This window comes from Janibacter sp. CoH_79_TC_3 (assembly GCF_058197955.1).
On the sequence record NZ_JBXWIV010000002.1, the window covers coordinates 150,541 to 166,069 of the forward strand.

Consider the following 15,529-nt stretch of genomic DNA (forward strand, 5'->3'; position numbering starts at 1 on the left):
GGATATATACTGCTAATAACATATATGGATACGGTACTGATGAGCCCTTCGAGTAATGACATGAATCCTGATATCGCTACAAAGCTGCCTAGTAGTAGCCTTAATAGTAATGACGTTATTTTAAATGTCGAGGGTCGTAAGCGTATGCGTCGCCCATACGAGCACTATATGCAGCAAATGATGCATCAAACCACGCAAAAGGCTGTAAACGACTCAAAACCTCAGATCTATATCGACGCCGCTCAAACTAACAAGAGTAGGTCGTTTAATAACGCCAAATTTCTCAGCGTCATTAGTGTTTTTTGCGCTGTTTTCTTACTTGCTGTATTTGCCTTCGATTATTTACTCGCAAAAAATTCTAATATATCACTAGCAACTGATAGTGTATCAGCCAATCAAGTGAATGCAACAGCCGCACCCAATCCTAATTCCATTAATCAGTCTATTGAAACTCAAAATGAGATGCAAAATAGTGATGGAGAAATAGGTATGATAAAGGTTAAAACAATGCTGAGTGAAGATGATTTTAAACGAGCGGCGCAAAATACGTTATTCCGTGATTCAGATTCTCATGACTTAGAAAGTAATAGTGCGCGCTTTGTAGTAATAAGTCAGCCAACGATGGATCAACAGGACTTTAGAGTAGAAGCTAAAAATATCTTATATCGAGAGGAAGATAAGTAAGAGTCATATAAGCTAAGCAAATGAGTGATTAGAATGGGCATCAATCATATAGCTGAAACTAGTGAACCTCAAACTTAAACACTTACTATTGGTGATTCATAAATATAATGGCAAGATAGCTTTAGTTTATTTAACTCTTATATACTTGATATACAAGGAGGTAAACATATACTATGAACTTATCATCGGGTACCGTCCCTTTAACATAATATACATTATGCGAAAACAAACCAACGGACTTAAGAGTTGAGTACGCAATATTTTTAATCTGTGAATCTTTCCATTCGTTTCTAGTAGAACTTAAATATCTATATCGCTTATACCAACATTTAACCTCAATACTTTTAATATCAATACCAATATCTCAGATTTCAACTAACGACAATTCTTTAGCAAATGCTCTCGTAAAGATTTGCCGTCCTCATCTAGAATGACATCTGTCACTTGGCAAGCCACTTCATTATCAATGCTCTTACATGACAACTCATAATAGACAGCATTGCCTTGCGTTAAGCTGACTTGCACCAATCCTTGCGTGGTCACTGAAAACTGCTTATCTTGCTCATAGTCAGGATCTTGCGAACTCCATAACACGTCATAACCAATATGACATGACATTTGCTCTCTAGCAAAATAATCCTGCTCAAGCTGCATTGCCGCCTGTAGCTCTTGGCTGCCATATTGTTGCAAAACCATCGGATAATCCTGACCTTGATTATCCACATCTTGCTGGTACATATCAGCGATTGTCTTAACTTTCATGGCAAACGTCGTCTGCAAGGTCTCTGTTAGATTGGCGGTCGCAGCCATAGCAGAAAACCCTATGATTAACATCATGATGGAAAATGTCATTTTCTGCATGGTGTCCTCCATTTGCTATGACTTTTTATGTATTATATTCATAAAAAGTCATATAAACTACTATTTTACTGCATACTTATGTTGGTTAGGTTTATCGAGCAAAAATCCCGTTTACACAGCACCATTATGAACGTTGAACAGTTATTAGTACTATTCATGAATAATCGCTATTTATAAGCAAACACCGATGTAAACCAGTAATTATCTAGGTTTCAAGTTATTCTGATTTTAATAAGCTACGATAAGGATATTTTTATGATGTCATCATCTCGTTTTAATATTTTTCAGTCAGGTTTGTATAAATTAACGACTGCTGCGTGCTTTGCTTCCATACTTGTCGCGACTGGCTGCTCATCTTCCGCTGAGTCTACGGTCAAAATACCCAGTCAACAAAGTGGTAACACTTCAGCGCCTACTATCTCTGATATGAGCCAGCAGACGCTCAGGCAGCAGGCATTGCGTATCCAGCGTGCGCTGGCGAACAATGACTTTGCGCGCATCACCAACGATATCCATCCGACGCGCGGCGTGCGTTTTTCCATGTATGCCTATGTGCGTCCTGAGACTGATAAAGTCTTTAGCCGTGAGCAATTTGCTCAGTACTTACAACAAGCCAAAATCCGCTTTACTTGGGGAGATTTGGACGGCACTGGCGATTCATTGGTAATTCCACTACCAGAATATTTAGATACATGGGTTGATGGCGATAAATATAACAATGCCAGTATCAGCATTAATGAGTTTAAACACAGCGGTAATATGATTAATAACTTAAAAGAGACATACCCAAATTCCGAGTTTGTTGAGTTTTATCATAAAGGCTCAGAGCAATACTCTGGTATGGACTGGCGTATCCTGCGCTTGGTGTTTGAAGAGTACCAAGGCAAACGTTATTTGGTGGCTATAGTCAACGAACAATGGACGGTTTAAAGAGTTTTACCTATAAAAACAGATATTTATAGTCATAAGAACCAACAAAGGGCAGTGTAATTAAATCGATACACTGCCCTTTTCATAACTTTTTTGCTTATATATTCATTATTTAACATAAATATTAATATTAAAGCGTTTGATTAAAGTGGCGTTTGGCGAAAAAACTTCACCATAATCTCGTAAATATCAGGATAAGCATCGACCAGCTTTTGTGGCGTCTCAAAAAATACTTCACTCAGTACCGCAAAAAACTCCGCTGGATTGGTGGCGCCATAACGATCGAGACCTGATTTATGATGGCTTTGAAAATCCTCAAAGTCTCGCGTCATAATCTCAGTCCAGCGCACAGGATCCATATCCGGTTGCAGCGGCGGAAAGCCATTGGCGCGACCATTTAGCATATCAAGCTTATGTACAAACTCATGAATGACAACGTTGTGACCATCGCGCTCACCTGAGTGTTTGGCATCCTTCCACGACAGAATAACAGGACCGCGCAGCCACGCTTCTCCGCTACGGTGTTGACTGCCCTCATGGACGATACCCAGCTCATCAACAGTGGTGGTTTCGCTTTTGTAAGAACCTGGATAAATAATAATGGCCGACCAGCCAGCGTACCACTCAAGACTTAGGTTTAAAATAGGCAGGCAAGCTTGTAAGGCGATAGATTGCCTAACCGCATCGGTAATCTCGAAACCCTGCGCGCCAGTAATCGACTTATCCGCCAAAAACAACGTCGCCAGCTCAAACAAGCGTGTTAGCTCATCTTTATTTAGCCTATCAAGTATGACAATACGCTGAGCCGCTTGCAGCCAGTCAGCATGGATAAACTCGCTGTTGTCCAATATGCGCTGCTCGCGCCAGTCTTTTATCATGCTAAACATATTAAATTTCCTTTAATTTTGTCGTTAGACTGTACTTTTTATTATTAGCGTTATGTGTTTTAAGGGATTAAATGGTGCTGACAATAAGCCTACTTATCAAGATTCTAACGACAGCATATTCATAATTAATTTAATCAAGGTTTCTTTTTGGTTGGGGTCAGACTCGGCAACCAACAAAGTTAATGCGGCAAGCCCCGTGTTATTAATAACCATGTCACCTTTATCATTGAGCAGTCGATTATTACGATGCAGAAAATCCACAAACAAAAAAGCGCCGCTGCGTTTATTGCCATCGGTAAAGGGATGGTTTTTGACCATAAAGTACAGCAGATGCGCCGCTTTACTCTCGATGGTCAGGTACGCAGGCTTACCAAACACCGTCTGCCCTAAAGTACCTAGCACGCTGTCCAAACCATCACCGCGAGGCTTAGAAAATAGCTCAGTCGCCTCTATCTATCTATAAGCTGCGCTTTTAAATCCGTTAGTGCTGCCATAGCTTCAGTCGGACTCGATAAGATACCGCCCTCTTGCCCTGCGGGATTATCAAGCAAACCTTCATCATAGCGCTGTAACCATAAGAATGTCTGTGTATAACGGCTGATAATCTCAACCAACCCGCGTCCTTCATCGGTTTTAAGCTCGGGACTTTGCGCAGTTTTTCTAATTAAATTTGACGCTTGTTGTAGCTCGCTCGAGTTTTTATCAAGGCGCTCTTGATTGAGTGTATAGCCTTGGACCAAGTATTCTCGTAAGCGCTGAGTTGCCCATATACGGAACTGAGTACCTTTTTTAGAATTAACCCAATAACCCACAGAAATAATAGCATCTAGATTGTAAAAGCGAATGTTGCGTCGAACTTGCCGATTTCCCTCTTGACGAACTACCGAGGATTGCTCGGTAGTTGCTTGTGAGTCTAACTCACCTTCTTTATAAATATTCCTTAAATGCAATCCTATGGTATCAGAGTCTTTTTCAAACAGTGTTGCTAATTGGGCTTGTGAGAGCCATAGAGTGTCGTGTTCTAAGCGTATCTCTATCTGTGCCTGTCCATCAGCGCTTTCATATATCTCTACTTTTGCTGTTTTATCACTCATAGCATCTATCATCTCAGCTTCCCTAATTCTAATCCCAGTATATATGCTTGCGCTGTGGTTATTATTCTTAATAGGCAAATCATACAGCGACTGCATGACAGAGTACATAACAATGAATATCTTGTACTTGGCGTATCTCGCGGCGTATAACCGAAATGCTGCTTATAAATGCGTGCAAAGTAATCTTGGTCGCTATAACCGACCCTATGCGCCACTTCATCGATGGTTACGTAGCTTTTGGTTTTTAATTAGGGACCACGTACGACAGATAAGGTAATAAGACCTATAGAGGCAATAAAATAATATTCCGGTCTATATGACCATTTATCCTTAACTTTCAGAGCGCGCTTTATCTGGCTTATCAGTTATTTACTACTATGCGTGAGCAGCCTTTCTTCCCAGTCCTACCTTCACATTAGCCAATATCAATCCAGATAAGATGAGCACCATTGCTAGCATCTTCCACCATGTCACTATTTCGCCTGTGAACAACACTGAAGTCGCCATACCAAATATGGGCACCAGTAAGGCAAATGGCACAACCTTAGAGGCTATATTTTGACTAAGCAAATGCGCCCACAATCCAAAACCAATCAGGGTTGAGATATAGACGATAAATCCAAGCGATAACCAAGACTTGAAAGATGCCTGTGTGAATGTTGCAAGCGTCCATGCCTCATTTTCAAATAGCAGAGAAGATAGAGTCAAAACTATACAGGCAATCAGACCGCCCCATACTACTAGTGATAGCGCAGACAGTGCCGATGCTTTGTTGTTGTTATTTGCAGACAAGGCACCGGACATACTAGAAATTTTCTGCGTTGAGGCCTGTTTTGAAGCAATATTGCCAAAGCTCCAACCTATGGCTGCAATCAGTATGCAGATAAAGCCAACCAAGGGCATGTCACCACCAAGGTTAAAGGCAATCACACCCAGCCCTAGTACACCGATCACCATACCGATGATCTGCATGCGACCCACAGACTCGCCCAAAATGACATAGGCTAATAAGACGGTGATGAAAATCTGGACTTGCAACAAGAGCGCCGTCAACCCTGCCGATGCACCTAGGTGCATCGCGGTAAATACAAAGGCATACTGAATAACAAAAGTACCGATAGCATAGATAAATAAGGTAAGGTTGAATTTGGGCGGTTTAAGGAACAAAACCAATGGCATGGCAGTAAAGAAAAAACGTAGTGCAGTTAACATCAGTGGCGGAAAACTTTCAAGCGCCCATGCGATAAAGGTAAAGTTTACACCCCAGATAAAGGCAACCAATACAGCTAAGGCAATGTGGATTGGAGTCATAGGATTATCCTAAATAATGATTATTTATTGACATTAAATTGTTGTATTTGGACGTGATGGAATTGACCATTATAAATACAGCCTATGCCGTTATGCTGCCGTCAAAGTTTGCGATTAAATTCATTCTGTCTACCATCCGTATGATTCTAACTATTGTTAGATATACTCAACTATAGTTTAAATACCCATAACAGACCCGATACAGTTTCACTAATGGTGAACAAAGTGTATAGTCGCTTTTAACGTTACAATTAATCATTACAGTGAAGAGATAAGCACATTTATTATGGTCGAAACCTATACGCTTAATTCCAATTTAACCAAGACTGCCGCCGTCGCTGAATGGCTACAGCAGCGTATTGACTGGCAGATTTACCTGCCCAATCAGCGCGTGCCCTCGGTGCGAAAGTTAGCGAAATTATTAGATGTATCAAGCTTTACGGTGGTACAAGCTTATGAGCAATTGGTGGCTACCAGTGTGCTAATCGCTAAGCCCAGCTCGGGCTATTATGTCAATACGCAGGCAAGTTTAGTTCAGCCCAATGATGATAAAAGAACGGTATTTAAGTACCCAGTAATAGATACGCGCTGGCTGATACAGCAAGTTTTTAGTGATATCCCGCATAATCGTTCGCCAGGGGTGGGAACATTACCGAGAGACTGGGTACGTAATGAGAAGATGGAATGGGCCATACGGCAGGTAACTCAGCAAGCTGATAGCTTTATCTATGATTATGGTAGTGTTCACGGCTATCTGCCGCTACGTCAGCAGCTGGTTCAACATCTGCATACACTGGGTATGCAAACCCATGCCGACCATGTGATTACTACAGCTGGGGTATCGCAAGCCGTGACCATGGTTGCGCGGCTTCTTACTCAAGCTGGGGATACGGTGGTCGTTGATGGGCCGGGCTGGTATTGGCTATCGAGCTGCTTGCAACAACAAGGATTAAACGTCGTCTCTGTAGAACGTGACCATCAAGGGCCTAATATTGAACAGATGCAAAAGCTGTTTGCGACGTATCGTCCCAAGCTCTATTTAACCAATAGCGTGCTGCATAATCCGACCTCTTGTAACCTGCATCCTGCGCGTGCGCACCAAGTACTTAACCTTATTCATGAGTACGATGCTTATATTTTTGAGGATGATTTATACGCTGCATTCGTACCAGGTGGTCAAGTGCTGCGTTATGCCAGTCTTGATCAGTTTGAACGGGTTTTTTATGCGACAGGGTTTTCAAAGTCAATGGCGTCAGGCTGGCGCGTCGGGATGTTGGTCTGTCCTGATAACTATATCGATGATGTATTGCGTATTAAAACCTTAAGCAATTCAAACACGCCAGAGTTTGGCGAACGGGTTTGTCATCATTTATGGACGCATGGTGAATATCGCCGGCAGATTAAAAAAGTACAGCAGCATTTATATAGCGCTCATGAACGAATGCGCAAAGCATTATCAAGGATAGGACTTATCTACCCTGAGCATACACAAGCAGGTATCTTTGTTTGGGTGGACACGGGGCAAGATACCAGCCAACTGGCATTAGATGCCTATAACGAAGGTTGGCTGGTCGCACCGGGGCAATTATTTTATCCAGATGCCCGCGCCTCAACCCATCTACGCCTAAATGTATCAACAACAAGCGATGAGTTTTTGAGGTGGTTGGGTGATTATTTGAATAAAAGCTGTCAATACTGATAAAAATGCTATCACCCCACTACTAGCCGCATCATCTGCGTACTGATATAACCGCCAAAGGTGCCTACCGCATAGCCTAAAATACCCAAGAACACGCCAACTGGCGCGAGTGATGGGTGAAATGCCGTGGCGACAATCGGTGCAGAAGACGCGCCGCCGGTATTGGCGTTGGAGCCGACCGCCAAAAAGAAAAACGGTGCACGAATCATCCTAGCAACCGCAAAAATAATCACGACGTGGATACTCATCCATAATAGACCAATTAATAGCAATCGCCACTGTGAGACAATACCGGCGAGATTGATTTGCATACCGATAGCAGCAATCAATATAAAGATAAATACCGTACCGAATTTGGAGGCACCAACATGGTCAAGACGGCGAATTTTGGTGAAAGAGAATATGACACCTATGATAGTAATAATCACCACCATCCAAAAGAATGCGCTGGCAAAGCTGTATTGTACGGCCCAACTATAAGGTGCAAAGAAACCTGCAATTTGCCCACCCACAAAATGTGCCACCCCAACCATAGCAAAACACAAGCCAAACATCACCATCAAATCATTTAAGGTCGCTGGACGCGCATGGTCACGCTCATAGCTCTCAACCGCGGCAATAACCTTATCAATGCTACTGCTATCCGCTCGTAAAAACCGATCGATCTTAGCGCTATGCTTGGCCATGACCAAAATAGCCAATAACCATAATGAAGCATTGGTAGTATCAACCAAAATCATCATGCCAAATAAATCATCGCTGACGCCAAACAGTTCTTTCATCGCCGCTTGGTTGGCGGCGCCGCCAATCCAACTACCCGCGACCGCTGAAAACCCGCGCCATAGGGTATCGTCGGTAAACATCTCAGGCGATATCCACTTAGCGATACCTAAACTGATTGGACCACTAATGATGATAGCGATACTGGCAGCAAAAAACATCGCAATGGCTTTCCAGCCTAAGCCTAAGATTTTAGGGACATCCATCGATAAGGTCATTAGTAGCAAACTGGCGGGCAACAGATAGGTAGCGGTAAAGCCATAAATCTGTGAGCCGATGCCATCAGCGAAAACACCTAGACTGTTTAACGTTGCTGGGATAAAGCAGCACAGCACAATACCCGGCAATACCGCATAAAAGCGTCGCCAAAACTTACCGGGTAGCCCTTGGGTATAAAAAACCAAGCCGATAATGGCCATGATGATGCCAAATGCTAATGGCAGACTGTCAATTGCTAAATAAGAGAGGTCGGGCATCAGATGGCTCCGCAGCACATGATGAATAAAAGCTTGTCAGTATAGACAAGGTGAAAAAGACGCGCAAGCAACGATCAGCTATTCCCGACCTTTTATCATACGCATAGATAAGCCTTACTATAAAACCATGACGCACAAAAAAGCCAGATAACAAGTATCTGGCTTTTAATGTTAGGTTAACTGGCTAGACTAATGGCATTTGATAAAATACCATTATTAAGCAGTCACGATAACAATATTACGAGTTGTTACTACGGTTGCCGCCGCTTGAACGACCTTGACCACGGCTGTCAGCACGACCAGCTGGGCGACCTTGGCTGCCACTTGGACGACCACGACCCGTTGCAGCACGCTCACCGCGTGGAACGCCAGTGCTATCACCACGGCTAGGAGCACCAGTGCGTTTGCCTTGATATGGCTTGCCACCTGAACGCTCATTTGGTTTGCCTGACGCGTCACGTGGCTTACCTTGATAACCGCTGTCATTGCTCGCGCGTTGACCAGTCGGTGCGCTGTCGCTTGAACGACCACGAGCATTAGCAGGATTGCCTTGATAGCCACCGCTTGAACGACCACGGCCTTGACCGTTACCGCCGCCACTTGAGCGTCCGCGACCACGGCCACGACCATTACCTTTGTTTTCGCTAGGTACATAAGTCTTCTTAGGCTCCATACCTTCGATGACCGATACTTCCATTTTGCGATCTAAATAACGGTTGATAGCGTTTAACTGTGGACGATCATCCATGCTACATAGGCTGATAGCAATACCCGTACGACCGGCACGGCCACAACGACCGATACGATGCACGTAGTCTTCTGTTTGACGTGGCAAGTCATAGTTAATGACGTGCGATAGTGCTGGCACGTCAAGACCACGAGCAGCAACGTCAGTCGCTACTAAGATTTTACATTTACCATTACGCAAGTCTTGAACGATACGGTTACGCTTGCTTTGTGGCAAGTCACCATGTAGGAAGCTGGCTTTATGGCCTTGCTCTTGTAGAGATTTGGCTAACTTTTCAGTACTACGTTTGGTCGCAGCAAAGATGATGACTTGTTCCATCTCTTTATCGCAAACAATTTTATCAAGCAAACGGTTTTTATGATCAAAATCGTCACAGTAATACACTTTTTCTTCGATGTGCGCTGATTCAACTTTGATTGAAACGCGCTCAGGGTTTTTAGTGAAGCTGGCAGCAATCTTGCCAACAGGACCATCCCAAGTTGCAGAACACATAATCGTCTGACGATCAGTCGGTGCGGCGCGTAAGATGTCACTGATATCATCAGCAAAACCCATGTCTAGCATACGGTCAGCTTCATCTAGTACCAATATTTCAAGGCTTGATAAATCAACGCGACCGGCATTGATATGGTCAAGTAAACGACCAGGGGTCGCAACAATCACTTGAACGCCTTTTTTCAAAGCCGTAATCTGACCGTTGTAAGGTGCGCCGCCTACTAATGGCACACAAAACAAACCGCGCATATCTTTAGAATACGTACGCACACTGTCATGTACTTGCTGAGCAAGTTCACGCGTTGGCGTTAAAATAAGGGCTTTGGTTAATTTGTCAAAGCTAGTGGCACGGCTTAAACGGTCAAGTACTGGGATAACAAATGCCGCCGTTTTACCACTACCGGTTTGCGCTGACAATAATAAGTCGCGACCCGCTAGAGCAAAAGGAATGGCTTGTTCTTGAATAGGTGTTGGGTGGGTATAACCACTGCGATCAAGCGCGGTTAAAATTGGCTTGGCAATATTAAGTTCAGCAAAAGTGATTTTGTTTTCTTCAGCAGCGTCAGTAGTAGCTGCTTGATTATTAGTATCGGTATTTGCAGTATCAGTGCTTTCGATGATGCCGTTTTCAGCGGCGATAGCAGATAAGATGTCAGTCATAGTAATCCTTGGTAAGTATAAGCTGCTGTAAATTCAGCAAGCTTGATGCATACCACTGATAACCGTTCACCACGCTGCATTTATAAAATAATTGTCTTACCCTAAAAAGGTTTAACAATCAAAAGCCAAGCTTTAAAGCTTGTCGATATTATAAAGGCGTTCGTGCTGTCTGACGTATTTTGGTGGTAGTGCCGAGTGTCTCATCCTTGTTTGCTAAAAGCGCATTATCTATGCTTTGTCCAAAGCAGATAAAGGCTGGTAACAACCAATCTAGCCCATACATGGGTCAGTAGATAAGATATGAGTCAAAAATAACGTGTTTTTCAATATATATGAAGGGTTATTTAAGTACACAAAATCATCGGCAACAATTACTTATGGTCATCCTAGACCCAAAATCGCAGGCGATGTTATCAATCTCATAATTCACGCTAGTCTATGCTAACGTGGCGACGCAGTATAGCACAACAAAACGCTAAGCTGTAGCTATTTTTCTGTTTATTAGTAAAATATTCAGTATAAGCGCTAATATATGCTTAAAAGCTGATATTAAACCTAGCCTTTAAGGAAGCTAAAGCTTTAAGAAAATTTAATGATTAACGTGACACTTTTACTTCCGTCACATAGGTTGGCAATTGCCAAGCACCGCCCGCCTCTATCAAGCGGCACATGCCTGTGGTGCTTTCATGGCTTTTTTCAAAGGCTCGGCCCGTCCATACCCAGTCAGTTTTAGATAAGCAGTCGCCAATCCCGCGGCCTTTTTGCACCGAGGTCAATTTGCCATTGCTATAGTCTGTCGCACTGGTCGTCACTAATGTCGGTTGATAAGGTTTAGTGTCATTAAGTACCCAAACACCCGTGCCGGCATTATAAGCGCCGGTCCAGCAATCATGCTGAGCGAGCAGCTGCTTGTTATTCAGACGGCTGACACGCCAAGATGAGCTATCCGTTAAGTTTGGGCAGTCGCTTTCTACATCTCTCATGGTGCTTTTCATCAGCTCTGATAACTGTGATGAACGCATGGCAAATTTTTTCTTACTGATAGAGATGGCTTTAGGGTTGGGCATTACCATTCTTAATGACAGTGCCGCTTGTGGTGACAAGACATTGCTACTAGATTTGCTAGAACTACCAGTACGGATAAAGGCGCTCGATGTCCCTACTCGTCCCTGTGCTTCGTCGGCTTTAAGCATGACAGCGCTGGCACCTTTGTCCGATAGTTGCCAGCGCGTGTTGCGAATCACTAGCTCAACTTTGCTTGATTTGGTTAACGCCTCAAGTAGCGCGCTTACCTGCGCTGAGGTTAGCTCCGCATGACCTCCTGATACTGAGTAAGGTTTGGTTTCTCCGTAATCTCTATCGTTAATAAACAAGGATATACGATGACGACTACCAAGCTGCATCAGTGCCTTGGCAGAGCTTTCTTTGGCGCCACCAAGTTTTACCTTGCCATCGACTGTCGCATTGGCTCCTGCACGGCGTACCAATAATACAGATACGGGTAAATCACTATTGTTCTCTGCTTGGTAACCTGCCAGCCTACAAGTGCGCGTATTATCGCAAGCGACTTCCCAATCTTGATTGCTAAAATCAACGGGCGTGGCAGCCTGTGTCACTGAACCAAATAAAGCCGTGCTAATGGCGGCAAATAAGGGTAATAAAATTTTCTTTGTCATCAATAAGGGCAACTTTTTTATTTTTATAGAATGTATTTTGATATGAGCGTTGTCTGTTAGAAGATTAAACTTCTTGTGGTAGTGGTAGTGGTAGTGGTAGTGGTAGTGGCTAATGGTCTGTGGAAGCGAAAAAGCCATCTCACTTAATACAGGTAACGATGTAGTTTTATTATTCTTCATAGTCATTACTCATCAATAGAAGAAATATCAACACCTACCCATCAAGGAGGTGGCTGCTATCTTAACGTACTAATGTTTCTATCTGTTATACTAATGTATCATTCTGTAATGACAAAAGTATAGTCAAAAAGTGATATATCGATAAATATATTTGGAATAAAGAATATATTATACGGAATATAGCAAGCAAAAAGATTAATAAGCAAATTGCCTATTAACCTTTTTATTGAGCTATATTATGAGCGAGCTATCGTCAATAATCGTTGAAATAGACAGCTTAAAATACATGCTTAAGTGATGAGATTCAGTAATGGGCTTAAACAATAGGCTCAAGCACTAAATCTACGGCGCGTTTAACCGCTGGACGCTCAGCTATTTTTTGTGCCCAACGCTTTACATGCTTATAATCATCTACTTGTAAGAACTTGCCAGCATCATAAAGCTTACCTAGTACCAGTTGACCATACCATGCCCAGATAATCATATCGGCAACATTGTAGTCAGACTCAGCGTTGCCACACATATACTCATGGTCTTCGAGATGAGTATCCAAGACATCAAGCTGGCGTTTGACCTCCATGGCATAGCGGTTGATAGGATATTCCATCGGCTCAGGGGCATAGGCGTAAAAATGCCCAAAACCGCCCCCTAAGAAAGGCGCACTGCCCATCTGCCACATGAGCCAAGAGAGACACTCTGCCCGCGCTTTGTTTTGCGAGCCATCAGCAAGCGGCACAAACTTGCCAAACTTTTCGGCTAAATATAATAAGATAGCACCCGACTCAAAAAGTGCAATAGGCTCGCCAGCATCTGAGCCATTTACAGTAGCAGAATAATCTACCAGCGCAGGGATTTTTGAGTTGGGATTGATAGCGACAAATCCTGAGCCAAACTGATCACCCTCAGAGATATCGATTTGATAGGCGTCGTACTCAGCCCCTTTAATATTCAGCTCAGCAAGCTCTTCTAACAAAATATTTACTTTCACGCCGTTCGGCGTGTTCAATGAGTATAGCTGTAAAGGTGCGTCGCCGACGGGCAGTGCTTGCTCATGGCGCGCGCCAGCCGTTGGGCGATTAATACTGGCGAATTTACCACCGTTTTCGCTGTCGTTTTTCCATACTTTAGGCGGAGTATATGCGCTGGTCTTGTTTGATTGATTATTGTCATTACTCATAAGATTACCTGCTTTTTTTGTCGTTTTATTATTTGTTATTTGAATGCTCTTTAATAACTGAAGTCTTTGCTAGCTGTATTTCCACTTATGTTTCTGCAAAAAAAACTTCCTATTAAAACCATTCTGCTTTATCGGTTTTTACTAGATAGCCACCTACTATAACGAAGATTAAAGCTTTGATTAAAGCCCTGTCTTGTAACCTGTTTTTTAAGAGCGGCTAATTGGCTTAAAGGTAATTTTATAAGAACTGGGCGCATATCGTTACTTTGCTACTCTTTAACTCAAAGACAGTTGTTTTTATACTACGCACAACTTAGAGTCTTTTTAGACGCTGTAATCGGCTTTTTTAAGCACTCTTAAAAAGACACTTTTAGAAAACCGCTCTTAGCAAAAATGATCGTAAGATATGGTGATGTCAATATGGTAACCCTAACCCCAACCCAAGATAAATACCTACCCTATGTCCTAGCGGTGGCGTTATTTATGCAAATTTTAGATGCCACCATCTTAAATACCTCTCTGCCGCAGATGGCGCAAGCTCTCGGTGAATCACCGTTAAAAATGCAATGGGCCGTTATCAGCTACGCGCTGACCTTGGCAATTTTTATTCCTATTAGTGGGTTTTTAGCGGACAAATATGGCACACGGCGCGTATTCTTATACGCCATTATCATATTTTGTATTGGCTCGCTACTGTGTGCCGCCTCACCAACGTTAGATTTCTTGATTGGTTCGCGCGTCGTACAAGGCATTGGTGGCGCGATGATGACCCCTGTCGCGCGTTTGATATTGGTCAAGTCCTATCCACGCAATAAACTGTTAACCGTCATGAACTTCGCAGTAATACCAGCGTTAATCGCGCCCCTAGTTGGACCAGTATTGGGTGGTTATATTGTGCAATATACCAGTTGGCATTGGATATTCTTGATCAATATACCGATGGGTGTTTTTGGTTTTATCATGGGCAAAAAACTGGTACCAGCATTATTTGAAGATACTAAGCGTCTAGACTGGACAGGATTTGCATTGTTTGCCGCCGCCGCTTGTGGTTTTACCCTTGCGGTAGAATTTGGCTCACAGACAGGTCGAGGGCTTTACAGTTTGCTGCTCGCATTAGGTTCCAGTATCCTGATAGGCGCTTACGTTTGGCATGCCAAACGCCGCGCTGCGCCATTATTTCCATTGAGCTTATTTAATATTCGCACCTTTCGTATTGGTATTACTGGTAACTTATTCACCCGCTTAGGCATCAGCGCCGTACCCTTCTTACTGCCGCTGTTGCTACAAGTAGTGTTTGAATACTCACCGTCGCAAGCCGGTTGGCTGCTAGCGCCCATTGCCGTTGGTGCAATTGGTATCAAACCTTGGGTGAGTAAAATCATTCAGCGTTTTACCTACCGTAAGGTGTTGGTGGCTAATACCTTTTTGATAGGTGTGCTTATTATCATTTTGGCGCAGTTTAATGATGCGGCAAATTGGATATGGTTTATTCCTATCTTGACTGTGATGGGTGCTTGTAACTCAATGCAGTTTAGTGCCATGAATACCATCACCATCGGTGATTTAGAAGGCACGCAAACCAGTAGTGGTAATAGCTTGATGGCGGTCAATCAGCAATTGGCGATTAGCTTTGGCATCGCCTTTGGTGCGGCATTATTGAATCTGCTACGTGAGCGCTTTGAGCTTGATACTTTGGTCGCCTTTCAGACCACGTATTGGATACTTGGTATCTTGACTATTCTCTCAGGCTTATACTTTTTACGCCTAAAACCTGAAGATGGCCGCGGCTTATATTAATCGTTGATATTGAAACTATTAAAAAAGCATTAAACATAAAAATGCCAGCGTATCCTAAAGTCAGTTAATCCAAA

13 protein-coding genes and 1 pseudogene are annotated in these 15,529 nt (G+C 43.1%); 4 read left to right on the top strand and 10 right to left on the bottom strand.

Annotation, left to right across the window (positions count from 1 at the left end):
* Window positions 1-39 precede the first annotated feature (39 nt).
* Entirely contained in the window at window positions 40-684 is a 645-nt protein-coding gene (locus AC2FA3_RS02750) for a hypothetical protein (RefSeq protein ID WP_490508201.1), read from the top strand.
* Window positions 685-1,059: 375 nt separating this feature from the next.
* Here the strand turns inward: AC2FA3_RS02750 and AC2FA3_RS02755 are convergent, their stop codons facing one another.
* Window positions 1,060-1,545, bottom strand: a complete 486-nt coding sequence (locus AC2FA3_RS02755) for a hypothetical protein (protein ID WP_490508202.1) — start codon at window positions 1,543-1,545, stop codon at window positions 1,060-1,062.
* Between the two features lie 255 nt (window positions 1,546-1,800).
* On the opposite strand from AC2FA3_RS02755, the gene AC2FA3_RS02760 reads away from it, so the two are divergent.
* Window positions 1,801-2,475 (top strand): hypothetical protein, encoded by a 675-nt coding sequence (locus tag AC2FA3_RS02760; protein ID WP_490508203.1) that lies wholly within the window; start codon window positions 1,801-1,803, stop codon window positions 2,473-2,475.
* A 143-nt stretch (window positions 2,476-2,618) separates the two neighbouring features.
* Here AC2FA3_RS02760 and AC2FA3_RS02765 read toward each other — a convergent pair whose 3' ends face one another.
* The 5 genes and pseudogenes from AC2FA3_RS02765 to AC2FA3_RS02785 all read right to left on the bottom strand — a co-directional run bounded on the left by AC2FA3_RS02765 (window position 2,619) and on the right by AC2FA3_RS02785 (window position 5,767).
* The gene (locus tag AC2FA3_RS02765) at window positions 2,619-3,362 is read right to left on the bottom strand and encodes a M90 family metallopeptidase (RefSeq protein WP_490508204.1); all 744 of its coding nucleotides are present in this window, start codon (window positions 3,360-3,362) and stop codon (window positions 2,619-2,621) included.
* A 96-nt stretch (window positions 3,363-3,458) separates the two neighbouring features.
* Window positions 3,459-3,773: a type II toxin-antitoxin system death-on-curing family toxin gene (locus AC2FA3_RS02770; protein ID WP_490508205.1), complete on the bottom strand. Its 315-nt coding sequence runs from the start codon at window positions 3,771-3,773 to the stop codon at window positions 3,459-3,461.
* A gap of 38 nt (window positions 3,774-3,811) precedes the next feature.
* On the bottom strand, window positions 3,812-4,468 hold the full coding sequence (locus AC2FA3_RS02775; RefSeq protein WP_490508206.1) for a virulence RhuM family protein: 657 nt from the start codon (window positions 4,466-4,468) through the stop codon (window positions 3,812-3,814).
* Window positions 4,465-4,683 (bottom strand): annotated as a pseudogene (locus tag AC2FA3_RS02780) (AraC family transcriptional regulator); the annotation flags it as partial. The gene AC2FA3_RS02775 and the pseudogene AC2FA3_RS02780, both read right to left, overlap by 4 nt.
* Window positions 4,684-4,831: 148 nt before the next feature.
* Window positions 4,832-5,767: an EamA family transporter gene (locus AC2FA3_RS02785; protein WP_490508207.1), complete on the bottom strand. Its 936-nt coding sequence runs from the start codon at window positions 5,765-5,767 to the stop codon at window positions 4,832-4,834.
* Between the two features lie 286 nt (window positions 5,768-6,053).
* Between AC2FA3_RS02785 and AC2FA3_RS02790 the strand changes: the two genes are divergently transcribed.
* Window positions 6,054-7,466, top strand: a complete 1,413-nt coding sequence (locus tag AC2FA3_RS02790) for an aminotransferase-like domain-containing protein (RefSeq protein ID WP_490508208.1) — start codon at window positions 6,054-6,056, stop codon at window positions 7,464-7,466.
* Between the two features lie 11 nt (window positions 7,467-7,477).
* Here the strand turns inward: AC2FA3_RS02790 and AC2FA3_RS02795 are convergent, their stop codons facing one another.
* From AC2FA3_RS02795 to yghU, 4 genes are all read right to left on the bottom strand, one after another.
* Window positions 7,478-8,722, bottom strand: a complete 1,245-nt coding sequence (locus AC2FA3_RS02795; protein WP_490508209.1) for a DUF819 family protein — start codon at window positions 8,720-8,722, stop codon at window positions 7,478-7,480.
* 238 nt (window positions 8,723-8,960) lie between these two features.
* On the bottom strand, window positions 8,961-10,625 hold the full coding sequence (gene csdA / locus AC2FA3_RS02800) for a DEAD/DEAH box helicase CsdA (RefSeq protein ID WP_490508210.1): 1,665 nt from the start codon (window positions 10,623-10,625) through the stop codon (window positions 8,961-8,963).
* Window positions 10,626-11,221: 596 nt separating this feature from the next.
* Entirely contained in the window at window positions 11,222-12,301 is a 1,080-nt protein-coding gene (locus AC2FA3_RS02805) for a DUF1176 domain-containing protein (RefSeq protein ID WP_490508211.1), read from the bottom strand.
* Window positions 12,302-12,797: 496 nt separating this feature from the next.
* Window positions 12,798-13,658, bottom strand: coding sequence for a glutathione-dependent disulfide-bond oxidoreductase (yghU, locus tag AC2FA3_RS02810; RefSeq protein WP_490508212.1), 861 nt, complete (start codon window positions 13,656-13,658; stop codon window positions 12,798-12,800).
* 420 nt (window positions 13,659-14,078) lie between these two features.
* Here yghU and AC2FA3_RS02815 point away from each other — a divergent pair, with 420 nt between their 5' ends.
* A complete protein-coding gene (locus tag AC2FA3_RS02815; protein ID WP_490508213.1) occupies window positions 14,079-15,455 on the top strand; it encodes a DHA2 family efflux MFS transporter permease subunit in 1,377 nt (458 codons plus the stop codon).
* The last annotated feature ends 74 nt before the right edge of the window (window positions 15,456-15,529 follow it).